Annotated in this window: 14 protein-coding genes and 1 pseudogene; 7 read left to right on the top strand and 8 right to left on the bottom strand. The window is 42.3% G+C overall.

Features of this window, described 5'->3' with window-relative positions:
* The 4 genes from BV372_RS14720 to BV372_RS14705 all read right to left on the bottom strand — a co-directional run.
* A partial coding sequence (locus BV372_RS14720; RefSeq protein ID WP_218776726.1) for a XisH family protein occupies nt 1-206 on the bottom strand: 206 nt, incomplete at its 3' end.
* Between the two features lie 114 nt (nt 207-320).
* Nucleotides 321-2213, bottom strand: a complete 1893-nt coding sequence (nblS, locus tag BV372_RS14715) for a two-component system sensor histidine kinase NblS (protein WP_086687246.1) — start codon at nt 2211-2213, stop codon at nt 321-323.
* A 395-nt stretch (nt 2214-2608) separates the two neighbouring features.
* Nucleotides 2609-3892, bottom strand: coding sequence for a phosphoribosylamine--glycine ligase (gene purD, locus BV372_RS14710; protein WP_086687245.1), 1284 nt, complete (start codon nt 3890-3892; stop codon nt 2609-2611).
* A 146-nt stretch (nt 3893-4038) separates the two neighbouring features.
* Entirely contained in the window at nt 4039-4722 is a 684-nt protein-coding gene (locus tag BV372_RS14705; RefSeq protein ID WP_086687248.1) for a Uma2 family endonuclease, read from the bottom strand.
* 275 nt (nt 4723-4997) lie between these two features.
* On the opposite strand from BV372_RS14705, the gene BV372_RS14700 reads away from it, so the two are divergent.
* Both BV372_RS14700 and BV372_RS14695 read left to right on the top strand, forming a co-directional pair.
* A complete protein-coding gene (locus BV372_RS14700) occupies nt 4998-5249 on the top strand; it encodes a UPF0175 family protein (protein WP_086687244.1) in 252 nt (83 codons plus the stop codon).
* A 5-nt stretch (nt 5250-5254) separates the two neighbouring features.
* Nucleotides 5255-5746 carry a DUF3368 domain-containing protein gene (locus BV372_RS14695; RefSeq protein ID WP_086687243.1) on the top strand — a complete coding sequence of 164 codons (492 nt, stop codon included), beginning with the start codon at nt 5255-5257 and terminating at the stop codon, nt 5744-5746.
* A gap of 218 nt (nt 5747-5964) precedes the next feature.
* Here the strand turns inward: BV372_RS14695 and BV372_RS14690 are convergent, their stop codons facing one another.
* Nucleotides 5965-9927 (bottom strand): DUF2157 domain-containing protein, encoded by a 3963-nt coding sequence (locus tag BV372_RS14690; RefSeq protein ID WP_086687242.1) that lies wholly within the window; start codon nt 9925-9927, stop codon nt 5965-5967.
* Nucleotides 9928-10074: 147 nt separating this feature from the next.
* Nucleotides 10075-10875: pseudogene (locus BV372_RS14685) on the bottom strand (TauD/TfdA dioxygenase family protein).
* Between the two features lie 1130 nt (nt 10876-12005).
* On the opposite strand from BV372_RS14685, the gene BV372_RS14680 reads away from it, so the two are divergent.
* From BV372_RS14680 to BV372_RS14665, 4 genes are all read left to right on the top strand, one after another.
* Complete coding sequence (locus BV372_RS14680; RefSeq protein WP_086687241.1) at nt 12006-12593, top strand: Crp/Fnr family transcriptional regulator; 588 nt, start codon at nt 12006-12008, stop codon at nt 12591-12593.
* 423 nt (nt 12594-13016) lie between these two features.
* Nucleotides 13017-14828, top strand: coding sequence for a translation elongation factor 4 (gene lepA / locus BV372_RS14675; RefSeq protein ID WP_086687240.1), 1812 nt, complete (start codon nt 13017-13019; stop codon nt 14826-14828).
* Nucleotides 14829-15394: 566 nt separating this feature from the next.
* Nucleotides 15395-16585: a glycosyltransferase family 4 protein gene (locus BV372_RS14670; RefSeq protein WP_086687239.1), complete on the top strand. Its 1191-nt coding sequence runs from the start codon at nt 15395-15397 to the stop codon at nt 16583-16585.
* Nucleotides 16586-16734: 149 nt separating this feature from the next.
* Nucleotides 16735-17790, top strand: a complete 1056-nt coding sequence (locus BV372_RS14665) for a cyanophycinase (RefSeq protein ID WP_179198095.1) — start codon at nt 16735-16737, stop codon at nt 17788-17790.
* Between the two features lie 107 nt (nt 17791-17897).
* Here the strand turns inward: BV372_RS14665 and BV372_RS14660 are convergent, their stop codons facing one another.
* Together BV372_RS14660 and BV372_RS14655 are read right to left on the bottom strand one after the other, a co-directional pair.
* Nucleotides 17898-19064 carry a cysteine desulfurase family protein gene (locus BV372_RS14660; protein WP_086687238.1) on the bottom strand — a complete coding sequence of 389 codons (1167 nt, stop codon included), beginning with the start codon at nt 19062-19064 and terminating at the stop codon, nt 17898-17900.
* A gap of 3 nt (nt 19065-19067) precedes the next feature.
* Nucleotides 19068-19694, bottom strand: coding sequence for a type I restriction endonuclease (locus tag BV372_RS14655; protein WP_086687237.1), 627 nt, complete (start codon nt 19692-19694; stop codon nt 19068-19070).
* 102 nt (nt 19695-19796) lie between these two features.
* On the opposite strand from BV372_RS14655, the gene BV372_RS14650 reads away from it, so the two are divergent.
* Entirely contained in the window at nt 19797-20405 is a 609-nt protein-coding gene (locus BV372_RS14650) for a hypothetical protein (RefSeq protein ID WP_086687236.1), read from the top strand.
* The last annotated feature ends 265 nt before the right edge of the window (nt 20406-20670 follow it).

Genomic DNA, 20670 nt, shown 5'->3' with positions numbered 1-20670 from the left:
TATTGCCTTTTTGACACCAGTTCACCAGTCTGATTTTGTAACTGGCAACTTGGGTTATTAGCCGCAGATTTACTTGCCCCAAGGTCAACAAAAAGAAATCTTTCACCGTAGGATATTACGTAAGGGTCGTCGCTATCTTTAATTATCCAAGCATCTTTAATAAGTGCTTGCTTAACAATCTCATGAATTGCATCCCTTGGTGGCACTATATTTCTCCTACACAAATATGCAATTAAACGACTTAAGAAGCTACCAACACAGATACACACAAATATTTATCAATATTGATATGTGTGCATCTGTGGTTTTTCTAAACAATTTCACTCAAACACAGTTAAGTCGAACCAAAAAGTAGTGCCAATTCCAACTTCACTTACTAGATTAACTTTACAGTGATGTCTTTCCATGATATTCCGCACAATTGATAGACCCAAACCTGTACCTTCGAGGGTGTGAACGCGATTTTCTACGCGGAAGAAACGATCGAAAATTGCTTGTTGGTCTTCAGGGGCAATGCCAATACCAGTATCGGAGATTTCCACTCGTACTTGAGGCGATTGCTTGTGAGAGTTGTTTGGCTTGGGATCTAATTGATAGGCACGGATGGCTACTTTACCACCAGATGAAGTGAATTTGAGAGCATTACCAACCAAATTAGCTAATACTTGCAGCAACAAATCATAATTACCCAATACTAAGGGTAAAGGAGAGGTAACTTCTTGAATTAATTCAATGCCTTTATCCTTAGCATTCAGTTGGTAAGTACGCAGCGTTTGCTCGATCGCTTGCCCTAGATCTACACCATCAAAATTATAGTTGCGACCAGATTCTAGTTTGGATAAATCTAATACATCGTTGACTAAGCGTGTTAGGCGATCGGTTTCATAATTGACGGTTTGCAGAAAATCTTGCCGCTGTTCTACACTCAAGTCTTCCCCGTAGTCGTGCAAAGTTTCGATAAAAGATTTGATATTAAATAAGGGCGTTCGTAGTTCGTGAGAAACGTTGCTGATAAATTGGCTTTTGGCTTCGTTGAGTTCTACTTCACGGGTTATATCTTGCACTGTGATGGCAATGCCTTTAATACTCTCCCGTTGTAAATTCAATACTGTAGTTAGGAGAATGCGGATAGTGCGTTTGGTAGGTTGATTTAACGCAATCCGAAACTCGGCACTTTCACATTCGCCTGCTGCCATTTCATACAAGGTACGGCTAACTTCCATTTGCACTGCCGGGGGCAAGTGATGCAGAACATTGCAACCGACAACATCATCAGTTTCCCAGGCAAAAATCCGCCGTGCTGTGGGGTTGACTAAAATCACCTGCATATTATTGTCAATCAGCACAGCACCGTCGGCTATTGTCGAAACTAGAGTTTCTAACTTGGCTTTTTCTGCTGTTAGTTCCTCAATATTTTGTTCTTCATAGCTTTCTAGACGCTCTGCCATATCATTAAAGCTAAGAATTAACTCTCCTAGTTCGCCTCCTAGGGGTAAGTCAATTCGCTGCTTAAAATTTCCGGCGGCGATTTGTTTAACACCTACTAATAGTTCTTTAATCGGCTTGGTAATGGTGAGAGCATTAATCACCCCAGCCAAAATTACCATTACCCAAATTGTAATAAAAACTGCAATAGTGACATCGCGGGTGAAATTGGTGGAGATGACGGCAGTTTGGTTAGGGTTAATCCCAATCGCCAAGACACCCAAGTATTTGTTGTCAGCCATGAGGGGAACAAACACATCAGTAACAGACCCATCTGGAGTCATGTGTTGCCGCACCATCGGCTTATCGCTATCACTAGCGTAATCTTCTGGCAGTTGGATTCGCCGTTCAATGGTTAAGGAGTTTTTTACCTCCGCTTCCCAAAATGGAATCCCAAAATAGATTTTCCCAGTTTCATCAGCGTAGAGCATATAACGCACACTAGAAGTGCTGCTATAAAAGCGTTGGGAAAATTGGGCAACTTCAGTGAGATTGTGGTCAGCAATTAGCGGGGTAACATTGGCAGCCAGCAGCAGTCCAAGGTCACGACCAAAGCGGGTGTCATTCATCCGCGCATCCTGCTGAATCGTATTCACCGCCCAGAAGGTCAAACCGCTCATGACTAAAGAAACCACTAATGTGGCAACAGCTAACAGTTTGGTCTGGAGGGTGAAATCGGACCACCAATTAGCGATCGTTTCTCGGATTGTTTTCAAAAGAGCCAGCATCTTAAATAAAAGTTGTTAGTAGTTTTCTTATAAACCCCAACAACTAAAAAATTAACAGTTAATTTGAGAAATAGGTCAAGAGTCAAGGGTCGAAAAGAAAGGCAGGAGGCAGATGGCAGATGGCAGAAGGGGGGAAAGACACCACAAGCAGAGGCCACTGCGGTGAAGCAACCCCCGTCTTGGCGATTTCCGTCGTAGACGCGGAGCAGCTTCCTGTAAAATAGGGGGACTGCTGAACCTTTAGGGTGGGGCTTTCCGATAATAGCAAGGTAGCATTGGGGCTTGAACCTTCTCTAAAAATGTTAATAGCCCACAGATGTGCTTAAAACTTTCCTGGTAGAGGGCAGAATTATTTTCTAAAACCTCCTTCCCTCTGCCCCCTGCCTTCTGCCTTCTTAACATTGACCTTTGACTCTATGACCGATATCTCTACGGTAATACATTCCCGGAAAGTGAATAGATTGGATACCAGCGTATGCCTGAGCGATCGCTTGTTCAAAATTTTCTCCGATTCCGGTGACGTTTAGTACTCGGCCACCATCGGTTACTACTTCTTGTTGCTGGTTTAATTTTGTGCCTGCATGAAATACAGTTACTCCCGCAGTTGTTGCTTGCTCAGTTCCAGTAATGACTTGTCCTTTTTCATACGCTCCCGGATAACCTCCAGCCGCAGCGACGACAGTAGCAGCAGCTCCCTGTTTCCAAGTGATCGCTGGCATTTCGCTCAAACGCTGTTGTACGCAAGCTAAAATTAACTCTTCTAACGGTGTTTCCAACAGTGGCAGAATCACTTGCGTTTCGGGATCGCCAAAACGACAGTTAAATTCCAACACCTTAAAGTCGCCATTGGGTGCAATTATTAACCCGGCGTAAAGCACGCCTCGGTAATCAATCCCCTTAGATCTTAAAGTGGCGATCGCTCTTTCTAAAACTTCTTGTTGAACGCGTGCCATTAACTCCGGTGTAGCAATGGGCGCTGGGGCATAGGCTCCCATCCCACCAGTATTCTCTCCTGTATCACCTTCACCAATCCGCTTATGATCCTGGGCTGGCAGTAAAGGGCGAATTGTTAACCCGTCTGTCAAGGCTAACACCGAAACTTCTTGCCCAATCAAACATTCTTCAATAACGACAAATTCGCCAGCGCTGCCAAACTGCCCTTGAAAAATCGCATCAATGGCACTATGGGCCTGTTCTACTGTTTCAGCCACCGTTACGCCCTTACCAGCCGCCAATCCATCAGCTTTGACAACAATGGGTGCTCCTTGCGCTTTGACGTAAGATTTGGCTGCTGCTGCTTCTGTAAACACTGCTGCTTTAGCTGTAGGAATACCCGCTTCTTGCATCAAAGCTTTAGCCCAAGCTTTACTCGCCTCAATTTGCGCTCCGGCTCTCACAGGGCCAAATACCATTAATCCTTGGGAGTTAAGATAATCTGTAATTCCTTTTGCTAAGGGCACTTCTGGCCCAACTACCACCAGAGTTATCCCATTTTCATGACAATACTTGCCAATGCCCTCAAAGTCATCTACTGCTAGAGGTAAATTTTGGCAACTTGCCATGCTTGCCGTACCCCCATTTCCCGGTACACAAACAACTTGCTCAATTTGCTTAGATTGCAGCAGTTTCCACGCCAGAGCGTGTTCGCGCCCCCCATTTCCGACAACTAAAACTTTCACTAATTTCCTCTTTCGTCCCTTGCCAACCGCGAAGCTACTCGCGGATCAATTTTTTCACCAATGCTTGTGCTTACGCAAGTCAGTTGTCATTTGTCATTTGTCATTTGTTCTCCTCTCCATCATCTCCCTTGTCCCCCTCATCCCTCCTAACTCGCCGCATCAAAAATTTGCTGCACGGCAAGGTTAAGTTGGGTGAAGGTGGGGGAGATGATGAGGTTATTGCCTGTAAAGGCTGTCATTTTGTATTCTTCATCGACAAGTTCGCAGACAAAAATAGTTGGTTGTTTGGGATTACCAATAAAGTTGCGTCCCCCCAGCGCTTTGTAATCTACAAGCCAGAATTCGGGAATACCCATTTCCTCATAATCTGCAAACTTTTTGTAGTAGTCGTCGCGCCAGTTGGTGAGGCAGTGCGTTGGACGGGTTTCCCGGCTTGAAGCAACTGCCGTACTAATAACCTCAATTACCAGTGGTACGGATTCAGGCTGAGTAACTGTAGATTCTTTTTTCCAAAGAGGTTCATTGATGAGATTGGCGCGATTTATTACCAGGACATCAGGTGAGTAAGCAGATTCGGCATTGGGTGTTTTGACAAAAGCTGTTTTTGGGATGTTGTAAGGTAGATTGAGTCTGTCAAACTCAGTTCCTATTTTGCGAGCCAAAAATCCTGCTATATCTTCATGGTCTCCGGTTGGGGGTGCCATCTCAATAATTACTCCATTATTTAGTTCATAACGCTTCCCGTCGTTTGGATACCACTCGATAAATTCTTTAAAGGTTAATAATCTGGGGGGGCTTGGGTCATAAAAGTGAATAATTGTTAATTTCATTGCAAAGTTTCTTAAATTTATAATATTTATATTTTCACCTTTAGCGTTAGTTACTGTAGTACTCACATTGTAGGCAACATCCACAGATTTTCAGTGAAACATTTGATCTACGCCTTGTCCCTACCTTACCGATAATTGATATTATGATGTTACTGAATAAGGGAATGATTAAGGTTGACGCGGAGACGGGGAGAGGTGGTGATTATTTTTTCTGCAAATTCCAAAATTATCCCGCAATTATGCAACGCCTAATCTTGAATTGATATTAGTGATTAATGAATCAATTTCTTCAACCAATCAACTTACAAATATCACCTAATTCATTAAATCAAGGGGAAAATGCTATTCGCCAGGAGTTAGCTTTACAACTATACGGGCAGAATATTTTTACCTTTAGTCAAGCACGCCATTTGGCTAACTTGTCCGTATGGGAATTTCAGCAACTTTTGAGTCAACACAAAATAGAACGCCATTACAATGAAGTAGATTTAATTCAAGATATTGAAAAAATTGAAGCAGGTTTTTAGCGATTGTGACAGTTGTTTGTAACGCTACTCCTCTAATTAACTTTGCCGCTATTAATCGCCTTGATATCTTGGAAGCTGTATTTAAGCAACTTCTTATTCCTCAATCTGTCTACAATGAAACAACTGTTGAAGGTTTTCCAGGAACAGAATTTGTATTGCAGGCAATAAACTCTAGTTGGTTGCAAGTGCAATCGGTGTCAATAATAGTGAATAATATACCCTCAGAATTAGACGATGGCGAACGCGAAGCAATTGCTTTAGCACTAGAAACTGGTGAACAGCGAATATTATTAGATGAACGTGAAGCACGCCAAGTAGCTGAAAATTTAGGGCTACAAGCAATTGGTACTCTAGGTATTCTCTTGCTGGCAAAAAACCGAGGAGTAATTACGCAAGTACAACCTTTATTAGATGCCATGCTTGATACTGCTCAATATTGGGTGAGTCGCAGCCTTTACGAACAAGTATTACGACAAGCGGGAGAATTCATTGCATAAGCAAAAGATGCCAAGCATTCCGGTAGAAAATTGTATGGTGCTGCAATCGTCACCATTAACTATTTATGGTGCGTTAGCCTACTGGCGTGGCAAGGCTAAAGTTGTGCATTAGATTTCTAATTGATAGGGCGCTAAAGCGCAACTACGAACATTTTTTATTGCAACATTTTAGTCTTGTCACGCCACTAGTTTTAAAATTTAATTACGAATTAATTCCATTATTCCCATTGATGAAATTCATCATTGGTATTACGCAGCAAAGAACTAATTTGCGCACGGCGAGTTTCAAAGTTAGCAGCAATGGAAATTAAGACTATCCCAACTAGCAAGCCAACCACCCATTTTAAGAAAGGATAACGCAAGCTAAAAATTACTAGTTGGTAAATGCTTGTAATTAAAAAGGCGGCTGTGCCAATGTAGAGAAATGCTCGTATCCGCAAAGCTAATCCGGCAAAAATGGCAATCAGGCTGAAAATTCCTGGTAGCAAAGGTGTATCTTGATTAAAAATAATTGCCCATCCACAAATTAGTCCACTGCCAAGCATTCGTAAGCTGTGACGAGCAGGTTTATATTCTGGTAGCCTCAGTAAAGGATCTAATTGGGCAATATATAGAACTGATAAACCAATTACTGTGACGTACCACAAAGCATCAGTTAAATGTAAGTCAAAGAACCAGCGAAATAATGCCCAATCAATCAAAGCTACGCTGATATATGTAAACCGAATGTTATTGCCAACTTTGGCTAGGAAAATATAAAAACAAGCGGCGATCGCTAAAGTAATTGGATAAACTTGCAGTCTGGTTTCACCTAAAATGATCAATGGCACAATGTATGCTGCCCATTGCCAAGGTCTTTTCGGCCAACCCCAATTCTCCCAAGGTAAGATGTAGAGAAAATAAGCAACGACACAGGCGATCGCACCATTCCAAGGAATTAATGGGCCTGTTAAAAGATGTCCTACTACTGTCTCGCGCCAATAAATTCTAATAGCCGCTACCTCTAATAAACCGAGGTAAACCCACATTTCTGCTATTGTAATGCTGCCCAGAATACGGGAAGAAGCAGATACACTTCTTCCTTGAAAGATCGCATACTGAATCAAAACAATTCCTGTACCCAATCCTAATAAGCGATTCACTTGGATGGGGGCGCTAATAGCAGCGAGTAATAAGCAACTACTCCAAGCCCAGTGAAGATGAGCGATGCTTTGCAATTGTTGGGGAGTCAGATTTAAGTAATCTAACAGCCAAGGCGATAAAAGGCGATAGGCGTACATAATGCTAGCACCAAGGGCAGCCATTGCAATTAATCCATCGCCATATGCACCGCCTTTAGCTTGTGACATTTGGTAGAACAACAGTTCATAGGCAGAAATCGATACGCCAATGATTCCCAAGTACAGCAAGGGTTTTAAGCTTTCCTGGCGTCGTCCTACACCAATTACAATTAAAGCTACGCCCAAGGAACATAAACCTGTCCAGTCGTTAAAAGTCTGCAAGCGTAGTACTACACTCAAAGCAGCATAAATGAGTGGCAGAATGTGTAGGCTACTCTTGAGTCTTTGTGTTTGATAGCGGCGTCGCCACCATTCTCCCAAAATTTGCGCGCTCAAGCCCAAGGCAATATTTGCGATCGCCATGTTCACAACTGAACGTCCCCAAAACCCTAGTAATTCAGCAATCAATAATTCCAAGCACCAACCGATGCCATAAAATGCCCAATTGGTAGGTTCGCGCCAACTACGATAGGTGATAGCTACTAAAGTTATGGCAATGGCAGTTAAATACAACCATCCTGAAGCCGTAATTCCCTGATAAACAACTAGGGAATGCACTGTCAGCAAGAACAACTCAACGCTACATAATGCGATCGCCCAATAGTCACTGGCGGCTGCATAAATAGTTGCTAGTTCGTTATCTTGGCGGATTAAGACTGTACGCCCTAACCATAAACTCAAGGTTGCGATCGCACCAACAATAAACCAACCTGCTGGGGCTAGATGTGGTAATCCTGGTATACCTTGCCACAGCAGCACGCCAATGAAACTTAAACCAAATCCAACTGTAATTGCAGCCGATATCTGGTATCGCAAATAGCGCGTATTTGCAAACATCACAGCTGTAGCCACAGCCAAACCGATTAATCTGGTTCCTGGTAGCTGTAATGTTAGTAACTGGGCAAGTCCTAAAGCGAAAACACTCAAGCTACTACTGATGATGCGACGCTGTGTAGTTGTGCGGCTGGCAATACCTGTAAGTGCTAAAGGTGTAATTAACCAAATGATTCCCCAATGATGCTGGCTGCGAACAACGCCATACCAAGATGATTCCGCATTTGCCCATAACAGAACGAAACTGACAAAGGCTAGTGCTAAACCAATATGCCATGCACTACGTCGCCATATTCCATTACCAAGGCTATATCCCCACTCTGCCACCATCAGAACTAACAAAATGCTTGCCCAGACTTGTTTACCCAAACTTGGGAATAACCAATTGATGATTGAGCAAAGCGTTAGTACTCCTATGATGTGAGTTAGGTATATCAAGGGGGAAGATTCGCTTGGTCTTTGCTCTTGTCTGTCAAAGCGGCGTTTGGTAACGACAACAAGCGTGATTGTGGAAAATAACAAATTTAGCGATCGCAATGCTGGATTTACTAATGCGATCGTTGTTAAAACACTTCCCAGCATCAAGGTTAGTGAATCGCCAAATTGAGCCAATTCTCGCTTATGGGCACGATAAAAATGATCTGTCAGCGCCACCATGAAAATGATGTAGGGGAATAAAGCAATACTCAGCAACGCCCAAGGTTCATTTTGAGACTTAGTGAGTTGAGTACCAAGCGCGATCACTCCTTCCTGTACACTCACAGGTACTAACCGCCAACTCAGCCAAATTGTTTGTAAGCCAATACCAAAAACTGCTGCTAAGTCAGTCTGTAAACTATACCTCTGCAACCGACTACCCACAAACTGCAAACTCAACCCACTTACAGCTATTGCTTGCCAAGGATAATCTTTAACTGCAACTAACCAACCCAAGAACAGTAGAACACTGCCAAGCCTTTCCCAGATCAGGAAGGATGAGGAGGATGTGGGAGACGCGGGGATAGAAGTGTCCGTGTCTTTGCGTCCCCCTGTCCCCCCGTCTGCTTCCCTCATCTCTCGCTGTGCTAACCAACTCATCAACCAGCCACAAATACCAATCGCTAACCCTAGCTGGGTTACATCGACTTTGACAATAAAAATTGCCCGTACTAATAGCACCAGTAGCGCATAAATAATCACGGCGGCAGGTAAGCTAATTCCTACACCAATCCGGCTACTGCTTTCACTTGGCGAAGTATCTGGGGTTTTCTGCCGTTGGTAGCGATTGTGATAAATAGTGATGATGGTTGTACCAATCATTGCTAAATACACGGCAATTAAGGGAAAGCCTGGTAATTTCCAACCCCAGTGTAAGAAAGATAGCCCGAGAATATTTAGCAGCAGTAATTTGTCAGTGCGTAAATTAGTAAAAAATAGCCGATTATTGGAGAGTAAAACAGTCATAGCTGTCAGAGCAGGAGCTGCGATCGCAACTGTTATCCAATCCAAAGGATTCTGCCACAACCTGAAGCTATCCATTGCCCAAAAGTTTACTGGCACTAATAACAAAGTCACAAGCAGCAATGTTTGCGCTGTCAATCTCAGGTTGCTTTGTCTTGCGGCCCAAAAGCTAAAACCCCAAAAAGTTAAGGTATAAGCCAATAAAACCCCATACTGTCCAGAAGCAGGAAACTTCTCCCACTGGCTTGCAGCTAGTACTCCAGAGGATACCACTACCAGAAATACCCCTAAAAACAGCAGCCAGCGGACACTCAATTCCGCCCCCAGCGACTGTAACATTGTGGCTATAAAATTGGGTTTTGCTAGTTCTGGTGGTGGTTTGCGGTTACGAGATTGTAGAGACGTTCCCTGCAACATCTCTACAGGTAATTGCTTCACGGGATCGGAAGTTACTCTAGCTACCTGAGGTTGCAATACCACCGAACATACAAGAAACTCTTGGCAAATCTGCCTAACTTGGGCATCCGATATCAAACCCAAACGCAACCATAGATCCAGCCCTTCTAATAGTTGAGGATGTGAAGATGGCAACCTAACTTCAATTTTTAGCGGGCGATCGGGTAACATAAGCAGCAGCCGTATAAGTATATACTTTCATCAAATATTCCTTGAAGTATATTGTGACTTTATGTGTGCCACTTAATTTAGCTAACTAATGTAAGATTTGAAATTCTTACAATATCGTCATGGGCAAGGTCTGTTGCCGAACAGTACTTAGATGTAAGTGTTGTCTACAGCTCCTAGGCGCAAAGCGACGCGCTTATACTTTTTGGCGTCGTAGGGAGTCCCTGTATGCATAACTTGCGAGTTATCCCAAAAAACAATATCACCTGGCTGCCAAACATGAGCGTAAATTGGTGTGCGCTTTAGCACAGTCTCAAACAGTGAGCGTCAAAACTGTTTTGCTAACTCTGGTTGACCTTCCATTCCTGTAGGAATCGATGTGTCTGAGCCAAGATACAATCCTTTTTGCCCAGTCACTTTGTGAATTGATACAATTGGATGCTTTTTGACAGGAATCTCCACTCCTGGTTGAGGAGATACTGGCGCGAAATGATACATCGACATTTTCTCTAATTGCTGCTGATGAGCAGGATCGAGGTTGTTGTAAGCTTCTATCATGTCAAGGAATTCGGTAGTGTGTGGCTGTCCATCTGTTCCTTGTTGAGGTATTTCCACTCCATAAAGCATCACCACATACAGAGCATTCATATCCAGTCCTTCTGTACGGGGAAGGTGATCTTTGTCATGATGCCATTGCCAAGCTATCTTGCCCGCGATTTCTTGAGTATGCCCTTTAGGATTTCCTAAGATAAACACACCAGGACTTTGTAAGTCTGAGGCAATTTCCGGATCTATTGGTTTAGGTCTCAGCCCAAGGGTTAAATCACCAAAAGTCTGTTGAGCAAATTCTTTTAACTCTAATGCAGTCAGACTTTGCTGTCTAACAACAATAACACCGTGCTGCCAAAGAGATTTTTTTAACTCCAATACCTGTTGATTTGACAGTTTCATCAAATTGCAACCAGGCAGTACTTTCATTCCCAGTCGTGGATGTTGCTGTACTTTTATTGGTTCCATAATGATATGAATTTATACGTTAAAACTGTACAAAAATCAGAATCTTCTAGCAATATTTCGCTAATTTACCCAAAAGTGATACCGACTGAAACGGGGCGAATGCGAGATCAACCCGTGAGCTTGTGCGAGGTAAGAGCAAAATTCTGAATAACTTCGTAGTTTTTATGAAAATATTATTTAGCTTTTGAGCTAATTTAATGCGCAGATATAACAATTCTTAATTGTGTGCAAATATTGTTATTTTTGCTGTCTTTTCCAATCTTCTTGTTTTAGGGAATAGCAAAAAATAAATTATCCAATATTTCGTAGTGACGCGACACAGCTAAAATAGTGCATTAAAAATTTCTGAAAAATTCAAGTTTAGAGGCATAATTCACTTCTTCTAAGAGGATGTTTGAAGAGTGGTAGGCTGTGATTTTAGGCACTTATTGATCCCCCCTAGCCCCCCTTAAAAAAGGGGGTAAAACCCTCTCAAAGTCCCCCTTTTCAAGGGGAGCCACTGCGTTGGGCGGGTTCCCCGACTTGTAGCAAGTGGCGTGGATTTAGGGGGATCTAAAAGTATTTGATACATCACTAAGGGCTTTTAAAACAACCTCTAAGATATAAGGGTGCGTTACATTCTGTTAAAGCCCCATCTTTGATATCATTGGCGGTGTGTGATAGCTTCCGTCTAATGTACCCTACAATTTGGGTGTTTTTTTATTTAGAAGTTCCTGACTCTGCGTTCTCTGTTGAGGAAAGTTCTGATACCAATTGTGAGGCTACACATTAACGTCCTCAGGCTGGAAGCTACTGGCTCACAAACATGGACGCTTAGAGTCTTACCGAAGAGTAGCCTGCTGACCCAGGCTAATTATATGCATCTTCATATTGAAATGGTATCAGTACCATTAGTTGCGGATTATTGCCAGAAAGTTTATCGCCCAAGCCGCACAACTGTACTTACTCCAAACTTAAAAACCAAATTGTGAGGAAACCTAGCTGAGTGCAAGACCCATAGGCTCATAGAACCTAATATATGTATACTACGATTAGTTTACCGGAAAATAGTACTATACAAACTAATGGCTTTATACCCGGCTGTTACCAATCAAGCAAGTAAAAATACTAAGCAGATCTTTACCCGCAGGTCATTCTTACCAGAGCATCAAAGTTTTCTTTGGAAGATTGAAACAGGCTTTGTTCGGACTTTTACATATTTAGAAGATGGCACGACTGTAGCTTTAGGATTGTGGGGACCAGGAGATATCGTTGGTAAAAGTTTATCTAGGTTAGAACCATATCAAATAGAGTGCTTAACTAAAGTGGAGGCAAAAATATTACCTCCAGAGGAATGGGAGCAACCTACAGAGACTTTGCTGACTCACATTCAACGGGCTGAAGAATTGATGGTGATTCGTAGCTATAAAAAGGTAGACACCATGCTGATTAAATTATTAGCATGGTTATCCCAAAAATTCGGTTTAGAAGTTGAGAAAGGACGTTTAATAGATATGCGTCTAACTCATGAAGACCTTGCCGAAATATTAGGTTCAACTCGCGTGACTATTACTCGTGTTCTGGGGCAATTTGAGCAGGAGGGCTTGATTAATCGTCTCTCCCTACATCGGATTGTGCTGCGAGAAGAAGAAATTTGGTATTACGAGATTTGAAGCGGACACAACGAATTGATGAAATATTAATCTTTTACCTCCTACCTGGGAAATTGAACATGGGGTCTTGGGGATTGGGAAAGAAATGCGGCGAGGCGGATAGAGTTTCTCGACCCAGGCGGCTGCAATCTTCGGAGCGTAAAGCCTCTCCTAAGGGAGGCGCTGTGCGTAGCTTGCTTTCCCGTAGGAGTAAGGCATAGCGTCGTTTAGAGCCAGGAAATTAGATTTTCATGAATGGTTGTCTTGAAAATAGGGAAGTCCCCAATCTGCCTCAATTGCTCATATAATCAAGGTTTCTCTTGCTGGTGACGGCTCCATCTTCCTTTGATGGAAGCAAGCAGCGTCGTTGGCGAAGAAAGCATTAAAATACATTAAGTAATTTGATCTTTATAACCTTGGTTGCTTCTTCAGCAAAGATAGTATATGACTGACGTTCCCGCAGTTCGCATTCGCAATTTTTGTATTATTGCTCACATCGACCACGGGAAATCAACCCTTGCCGATCGCTTACTCCAAGCTACTGGTACTGTTGGAGATCGGCAGATGAAGGAACAGTTTCTCGATAATATGGATCTGGAACGGGAGCGCGGCATTACCATTAAGCTGCAAGCTGCCCGGATGAACTACACAGCTAAAGATGGTCAGCAGTATGTGCTGAATTTAATTGATACGCCGGGACACGTGGATTTTTCTTACGAAGTGTCACGCTCTCTTGCGGCTTGCGAAGGCGCGTTGTTAGTGGTAGATGCTTCCCAAGGCGTAGAAGCACAAACTTTGGCTAATGTGTATTTGGCTCTGGAACATAACCTGGAAATTATCCCGGTGTTGAATAAAATCGACTTACCAGGAGCAGAACCAGATAGAGTTATTGGCGAAATTGAAGAAATTATCGGCTTAGATTGTAGTGGTGCGATTTTAGCTTCAGCCAAAGAAGGTCTTGGCATTGATGAGATTTTAGAAGCAATTGTCGAACGGGTACCGCCAGCCCCCAATACTGTAGATCAGCGGTTACGGGCATTGATTTTTGATAGCTATTATGACAGCTACCGGGGAGTAATAGTTTACTTCCGGGTGATGGATGGTAGCGTGAAAAAAGGCGATCGCGTTTATTTGATGGCATCGGAAAAAGAATATGAAATTGATGAGTTAGGCGTTCTCTCTCCTACTCAAAAGCAAGTTGATGAACTACACGCTGGGGAAGTAGGTTACTTGTCAGCAGCAATTAAAGCTGTAGCTGATGCGCGGGTGGGAGATACAATTACTCTCGCTAACGCCAAAGCCCCAGAAGCTTTACCAGGGTACACAGAAGCTAACCCAATGGTCTTTTGTGGGATGTTCCCAATTGATGCTGACCAATTTGAAGACTTGCGGGAGGCCCTAGAAAAGCTCAGACTTAATGATGCTGCTCTACACTACGAACCAGAAACTTCTAGCGCGATGGGATTTGGTTTCCGTTGTGGGTTCTTGGGTTTGCTGCACATGGAAATTGTCCAAGAACGCTTGGAAAGAGAATACAACCTCGATTTAATTATTACAGCGCCTTCAGTTGTTTATAAGGTGACAACTATCAAGGGCGAGGAAGTGTACATAGATAATCCTAGCCATTTACCCTCTCCCAACGAGCGCGAAAAAATTGAGGAGCCTTACGTTAAGGTAGAAATGATTACGCCTGAAATCTACGTCGGCACGTTGATGGAATTGTCCCAAAACCGCCGGGGGATTTTCAAGGATATGAAATATCTTACCCAAGGGCGAACAACGCTGACATACGAGCTGCCTTTGGCGGAAGTTGTCACTGACTTTTTTGACCAAATGAAATCGCGATCGCGTGGTTATGCCAGCATGGAATATCACCTGATTGGTTACCGCGAGAATCCTTTGGTGAAGCTGGATATCATGATTAATGGCGATCCGGTGGATTCTTTGGCGATGATTGTGCACCGAGATAAAGCTTACAACGTCGGGCGCTCAATGGCAGAAAAGCTCAAAGAACTCATTCCCCGCCATCAATTTAAAGTGCCAATTCAGGCGAGTATCGGCAGTAAAGTCATCGCCAGCGAACACATTCCCGCTTTGCGTAAAGACGTACTAGCCAAGTGCTACGGTGGTGACATCAGCCGGAAGAAGAAACTTTTGCAAAAGCAAGCAAAAGGTAAAAAGCGGATGAAATCTGTCGGTACGGTGGATGTTCCCCAGGAAGCGTTTATGGCAGTACTGCGCCTGGATCAAAGCTAATTCTAGTAGTGCCAAGTTAAGGATTAAGAGAGCCAGTGCGTTACTGTTAGCGCAATTCGCTGGGAATAAGCCCTCAAACTAAAGCCTGTAGTTATACGAACAAAGCCTGACAACCCAGGCTTTGTTCGTATAGCGCACCTTTGAGGCTATGAGGGTGTCGGCTTCTGGTAACATTTTTCTAATTAATATTATTTATTCTCTATTACCAAAATTTCTCTACGATCCCCAAGTAAAAACTGCTAATAACAAAGCAATATAAAGGCTATCTTGATATTAATTTTCATAAAATTTATCAGAATTTGCTGACTATATTCGTAGAGATTTATATTCTTGAGCATTTGTTTTAACTTGCTGTATTATGGCAAGTCGTTGAATCTAGATTTATCTAACTATGAAAATTTGGCTTTGCTAATTTTTACATTTCGGGAGTATTGGCAAAAAAATTGTTAAGAAATTTGACATTTTTAGTATATGTACTCACTGTAATTGTCACACTTGTACCTTTAGATAAATATAGTTTTTTAGCTATTTAATATTTGTTTGTAAAACATTGGGGAGCCTAGTAAATGAAGATACTGGTATTGAGTTGGGAGTTTCCACCAAGAATAGTTGGCGGTATAGCTCGTCATGTGGGGGAGTTATACCCAGAACTGGTAAAGCTAGGACATGAAATCCACTTGATTACTGTGGAACATGGTCACGCATCAATGTACGAATTAGTAGAGGGAGTTCATGTACATCGAGTGCCGGTAGCTGCTAGTAGAGACTTTTTTCATTGGATAGTAAACTTAAATGACAGCATGGGGCATCATGGTGGGAAGTTGATGCTGGAAGAAGGCCCATTTGATTTAATCCATGCTCATGATTGGTTAGTAGGTGATGCAGCGATCGCTTTAAAGCATAACTTTAAAGTACCTTTAATTGCGACAATTCACGCTACCGAATACGGACGCTATAACGGCATTCATACTGATACCCAACGCTATATCAGTGGTAAAGAAAATTTGTTAGCTTTTAATGCTTGGCGAGTTATCGTTTGTAGCGAATACATGCGCCGGGAAGTAGAACGAGCGCTACACAGCCCTTGGGACAAAATTGATGTCATCTTTAACGGTATTCGGCCAGAAAAGAAACAGCACCATGAAGATTTTCATGCTCCAGCTTTTCGCCGCCAATTTGCTGAAGACCATGAAAAAATTGTTTATTATGTTGGGCGCATGACTTATGAAAAGGGTGTACCTTTATTACTCAATGCTGCTCCCAAGGTACTTAGTGAAATGGATGGTAATGTCAAATTTGTGATTGTTGGTGGTGGCAATACCGACCATCTCAAGCGTCAGGCTTGGGATTTAGGAATTTGGCATAAATGTTATTTTACAGGCTTTCTCTCTGATGAATACTTAGATAAATTTCAGACTGTAGCCGACTGTGCTGTTTTCCCTAGCCTTTACGAACCCTTTGGTATTGTTGCTTTAGAAAGCTTTGCTTCTCGTGTTCCCGTAGTAGTATCTGACACTGGTGGTTTTCCAGAAGTAGTGCAACACACCAAAACAGGCATTGTTACCTGGGTGAACAGTCCCGATTCGATTGCTTGGGGGATTTTGGAGGTGTTGAAAAATCCAGGTTATCGCCAATGGCTCATTGATAATGCTTATGAGGATTTAGAGCGCCGCTTCAGATGGCCAAAATTAGCTCAACAAACAGAGGCAGTATATCAGCGAGTTGTGCAAGAGCGATCGCAAGCCAACTGGTTTTAAATTACACAATCAACTTAAAATCCAGCAGAGAATAAAAGATTACTCTGCATTTTCGGCGTGAAAAAACAGTACAAGCCTTGTACGCTGGGAATTACACCCCTTCTGGTGAGAGAGTAAGCAATAATTGCAGTTTGCACCAGAAGGTTAGCATGACCAAGGCCTTTCCAAATATAGCAAAGTGGTTGAAGAATGTAGGAACCATGTTGCTGAAGATGGGAACCTCCTTCATAACCCATATTACAGCAAACTTGAGAAGTTACTTTCAGGACATTACCGAGGATGTCCATTCTCCTTTATCGCCTTTACCATCCTCACCTTCTTTACCTTCCTTGGCTGGCCCTGTTCTTAGCTTGGGTGGAGGAGGACCTGATGTAGAGAACGCTATCCAGTGGATGATTAACGAGGTGAGAGGTTGTACTGACTGCGCCACTAAAGTCAATGTTGTAGTCATCCGTACATACGGGAATCATGATTACAATCGGGTCATTAATGCGATGAAAGGCGTCAAATCGGTAGAAACCTTGATTATTAGTAATCAGCAGGATGCCAATAAAGGAGAGATTGTTGCTAAAGTCCGAAATGCTGATGTAATTTTCTTTGCTGGCGGTGACCAATGCCAATATATCCGCAAGTGGAAAAACACTAAGCTAGAGGCTGCTGTCAACTCAGTTTACGCCAGAGGTGGTGGCATTGGTGGTACTAGCGCGGGTGCAATGATCCAAAGTGAATTTATCTACGATGCTTGCGCTTCTTCTGAAGTAGGGATTGAAACTAGAGATGCACTCGAAGATCCTTACAAGGACATTACCTTCACTTACAACTTTTTCAAATGGAAGTATCTCAAGGGAACCATTGTAGACACCCACTTAGACAGGCGTAAAAGAATGGGTCGAATTATGGCTTTCATTGCCCGCCAAATTCAAGATGGCAAATCTCAAAGTGCTTTAGGGATAGCCATTAGCGAAGAAACTTCGGTGGTTGTAGATAAATATGGTATCGCAAAGGTAATCGGAAGGGGGTCCGCATATTTTGTACTCGGAGATCATCCGCCAGAGGTATGCAAACCCCGCACTCCTTTGACATTTTCCGACTACAAAATTTGGCGAATTCGCAGGGGTGATAGCTTCGACCTGAAAAATATTCCCACAAGAGGTTATTATCTCAGGAGTGTCAAGCGGGGAAGGTTTAGTTCAGATCCATATTAGGGCATGGGGCATGTAGGAGAGATAGGGGAGAGAGGGAAGATGAGGAGATGGGGAAGAAAACTCCCACACCCCCCACACTCCCTCATCTCCCTTGTCCCCCTGCCTGTTCACACCAGGGTGGTCTGCTTGCGTAAACTTTGAATTGTGGCGATCGCGTGTTTTGCTACAGTATCAATCTCCTCTGGGGTATTAAAGCGTCCAATGCCAAACCGCACTGATGCATACGCTAGCTGTTGTGAATGTCCCAAGGCGGTGAGAACGTGGGAAGGTGCTGTATTTGCTGAGGTACAAGCAGAACCAGAAGAAATCGCCATCACTGGCTGTAATCCTAAGCCAAGTGCGGCCCCGTCTACCCCTTCAACGCTGATACTTAGGTTTCCTGCTAGCCGTTGGGTAGGATGTCCGTTGAGATGAACTCCTTCTATTGGTGAAAGCTGTTGCCACAGTTTTTGTCTAAGTTCTGTGAGGCGTTGGTTTTCTGTCGCCTGTTCTGCTAAAGCAATTTCCACAGCTTTACCAAACCCGACAATTTGCGGTGTATATAAAGTCCCAGAACGCATTCCCCGTTCATGTCCACCGCCATGCTGCTGGGGAGCAACTTGTACTCTGGGGTTGCGTCTACGGACATATAGCGCGCCGATGCCTTTGGGACCGTAGGCTTTATGTGCTGTGAGTGACATCAAGTCAATTTTCTGCGCTTGCACATCTAGAGGAATTTTACCAATAGCTTGGGCGGCATCGGTGTGGAAAATGATATTGCGATCGCGGCATATTTCCCCAATTTCTGTTAAAGGCTGCAACACCCCAATTTCGTTATTTGCAGCCATCACCGATACCAAAATTGTCTCCGGACGCAAAGCTTTTTCTAACTCAGTTAAATCAATTAATCCATCTTTTTGGACTGGGAGAACCGTAATTTCAAAACCCAAAGTTTTTAAATATGCACAAGGGTCGAGAACCGCTTTATGTTCAGTAGCAACTGTAATAATATGCTGCCCTTTTTGAAAGTATGCTTCTGCTACACCTTTAATCGCTAAATTATTCGCTTCTGTAGCACCGCTAGTAAAAACAATTTCTTCTGGTGTCGCATTAATTGCTGCTGCTAAAATTTCTCGTGTTTGTTTCACAGCCGCTTCTGCTTCCCAACCGTAAACATGACTGATACTTGATGGATTGCCAAACTTTTCTGTGAAATAAGGTAGCATTGCTGCTAATACTCGTTCATCGACGGGTGTTGTAGCATGACAATCTAGGTAGATAGGGCGAATAGACATAAATTAACTTAAAATTTGACTTAATTTTTTTAATACTCGGAGAACTTGATATAATTCATTTTCTCGCTTGGATAAAGTGAATTTATCAGATAAAGCATACTCAGATGTATCTTGCTTTATTAGCTTAATAAATTGAAAATCTTCCCCACTAGTTACACAGCCAAACACAGGTTTTTCTGGATGAGGATTAGCCAGCATGTAAGCAAGCGCTTGGGGTATGGCTTCTAAAAGTGAAAAACTAGCTCTTTTTGATTCAATGACTAACAACCAAAGTTGTTCTTGAATAACTAAAACATCAATGCGTCCTCTAACAATTTCTCCCTTATCTTCTACAGCAAGTTCTATAGACTCTTCCGTAGCCAGTAAAAATGGTTCACGATAAAATCCCGCTAAATCTAATAAAGGGGATAATACTATCATTTTGACTGCATTATCTAAGATTGGTGGACGTTTGGTCAATCTCAGAAAATTAGTTTTAACTCTGTCTAGATATTGCTTTTCTATGTCTGTGATTTCTGGTAAAGGGTCAAACCACTCTGGAAAAAAATCTTCGCTTTCAGACTGTCGCAGACCAAATCTTTCTTCTAAATAAGCCAGACTGACATTTTGTGCTTGGATGACTTGAACCATGATTGATATAATAAAGGTGATATTACCATTTTAAAGTTTTACAAAAATTAACATTATTATAATTAGCGAACTATTTCTATTACTTAAGAGTATTTTACCGCAATGGCATACAGTGAATTTACACTTTCTAAAGTTAGAGAAAAATTTGACTTAATTATAGCGGAACCAGATAATTTGTTCGCCGAAGTTTCTACTATAGAACCCAGCCAAATCTTACAAACATTTCTTAAAGAAAATTTGAATTTAGCAACAGCAATTAATACAGAAAAAGCTCGTTCAGAGTTAATTATTACTCCCATTTTATTAGAAGTGCGAAGAAATTTTAACTTTCAAGTAGGTTTTTTTTCTGGGACTGAGTTTAACGTAGATAATGAATCGGGACTGAATGGTTACTGTGATTATATACTTACTGCATCTGCGGAAATATATGAAATCCGCACTCCTGTAGTAACCTTGGTAGAGGCTAAGAATGAAAACATCAAAGCTGGTTTAGGGCAATGCATTGCCGAAATGGTTGCGGCTCAAATATTTAACCAGCGCCAGGGAAATAATATTACCAAAATTTATGGAGCTATAACTACTGGTACAGATTGGAAATTCTTACAGCTTACCGATAAAAATTTATCTATTGATAGAAGAGATTATTATATTGTAGAAATTAATCAAATATTAGGGATTTTATCAGACCCTTTTCAGGTTAAGGTGACTTAGATAAATTTAATGTGACCACTCTCTACAAGAATTAATTTAAAATTTGTCCTATTTGTTTTAATATATTTAAAACAGTATATAACTCATTTTCACTACGATATAAGAGGATGTTTGAAAAGTCCTGCTGTCGGTAGCAAAACGTTTGTAGATCCCCCTAAATCCCCCTTTTTAAGGGGGACTTTGAGTCCAGTTTCCCCCCTTTTCAAGGGCAGGGCTGTTTCATTCCACAAGGGTAAGAAGTTTGTCAATATCATGAGAGAGAAAT

The sequence above is a fragment of the Nostoc sp. T09 genome, assembly GCF_002154695.1.
Taxonomy (GTDB): domain Bacteria; phylum Cyanobacteriota; class Cyanobacteriia; order Cyanobacteriales; family Nostocaceae; genus Aulosira.
The sequence above is the reverse complement of the archived record's forward strand: the minus strand, read 5'-3'. Positions and strand labels throughout refer to the sequence as shown.

Coding starts and splice junctions, on each gene's coding strand:
- nblS (WP_086687246.1), bottom strand. CDS start 2,213: ATGCTGGCTCTTTTGAAAACAATCCGAGAAACGATCGCTAATTGGTGG.
- BV372_RS14705 (WP_086687248.1), bottom strand. CDS start 4,722: ATGAAATTAACAATTATTCACTTTTATGACCCAAGCCCCCCCAGATTA.
- BV372_RS14700 (WP_086687244.1), top strand. CDS start 4,998: ATGAATCAATTTCTTCAACCAATCAACTTACAAATATCACCTAATTCA.
- BV372_RS14690 (WP_086687242.1), bottom strand. CDS start 9,927: ATGTTACCCGATCGCCCGCTAAAAATTGAAGTTAGGTTGCCATCTTCA.
- BV372_RS14680 (WP_086687241.1), top strand. CDS start 12,006: ATGGCTTTATACCCGGCTGTTACCAATCAAGCAAGTAAAAATACTAAG.
- lepA (WP_086687240.1), top strand. CDS start 13,017: ATGACTGACGTTCCCGCAGTTCGCATTCGCAATTTTTGTATTATTGCT.
- BV372_RS14670 (WP_086687239.1), top strand. CDS start 15,395: ATGAAGATACTGGTATTGAGTTGGGAGTTTCCACCAAGAATAGTTGGC.
- BV372_RS14665 (WP_179198095.1), top strand. CDS start 16,735: ATGACCAAGGCCTTTCCAAATATAGCAAAGTGGTTGAAGAATGTAGGA.
- BV372_RS14660 (WP_086687238.1), bottom strand. CDS start 19,064: ATGTCTATTCGCCCTATCTACCTAGATTGTCATGCTACAACACCCGTC.
- BV372_RS14655 (WP_086687237.1), bottom strand. CDS start 19,694: ATGGTTCAAGTCATCCAAGCACAAAATGTCAGTCTGGCTTATTTAGAA.
- BV372_RS14650 (WP_086687236.1), top strand. CDS start 19,797: ATGGCATACAGTGAATTTACACTTTCTAAAGTTAGAGAAAAATTTGAC.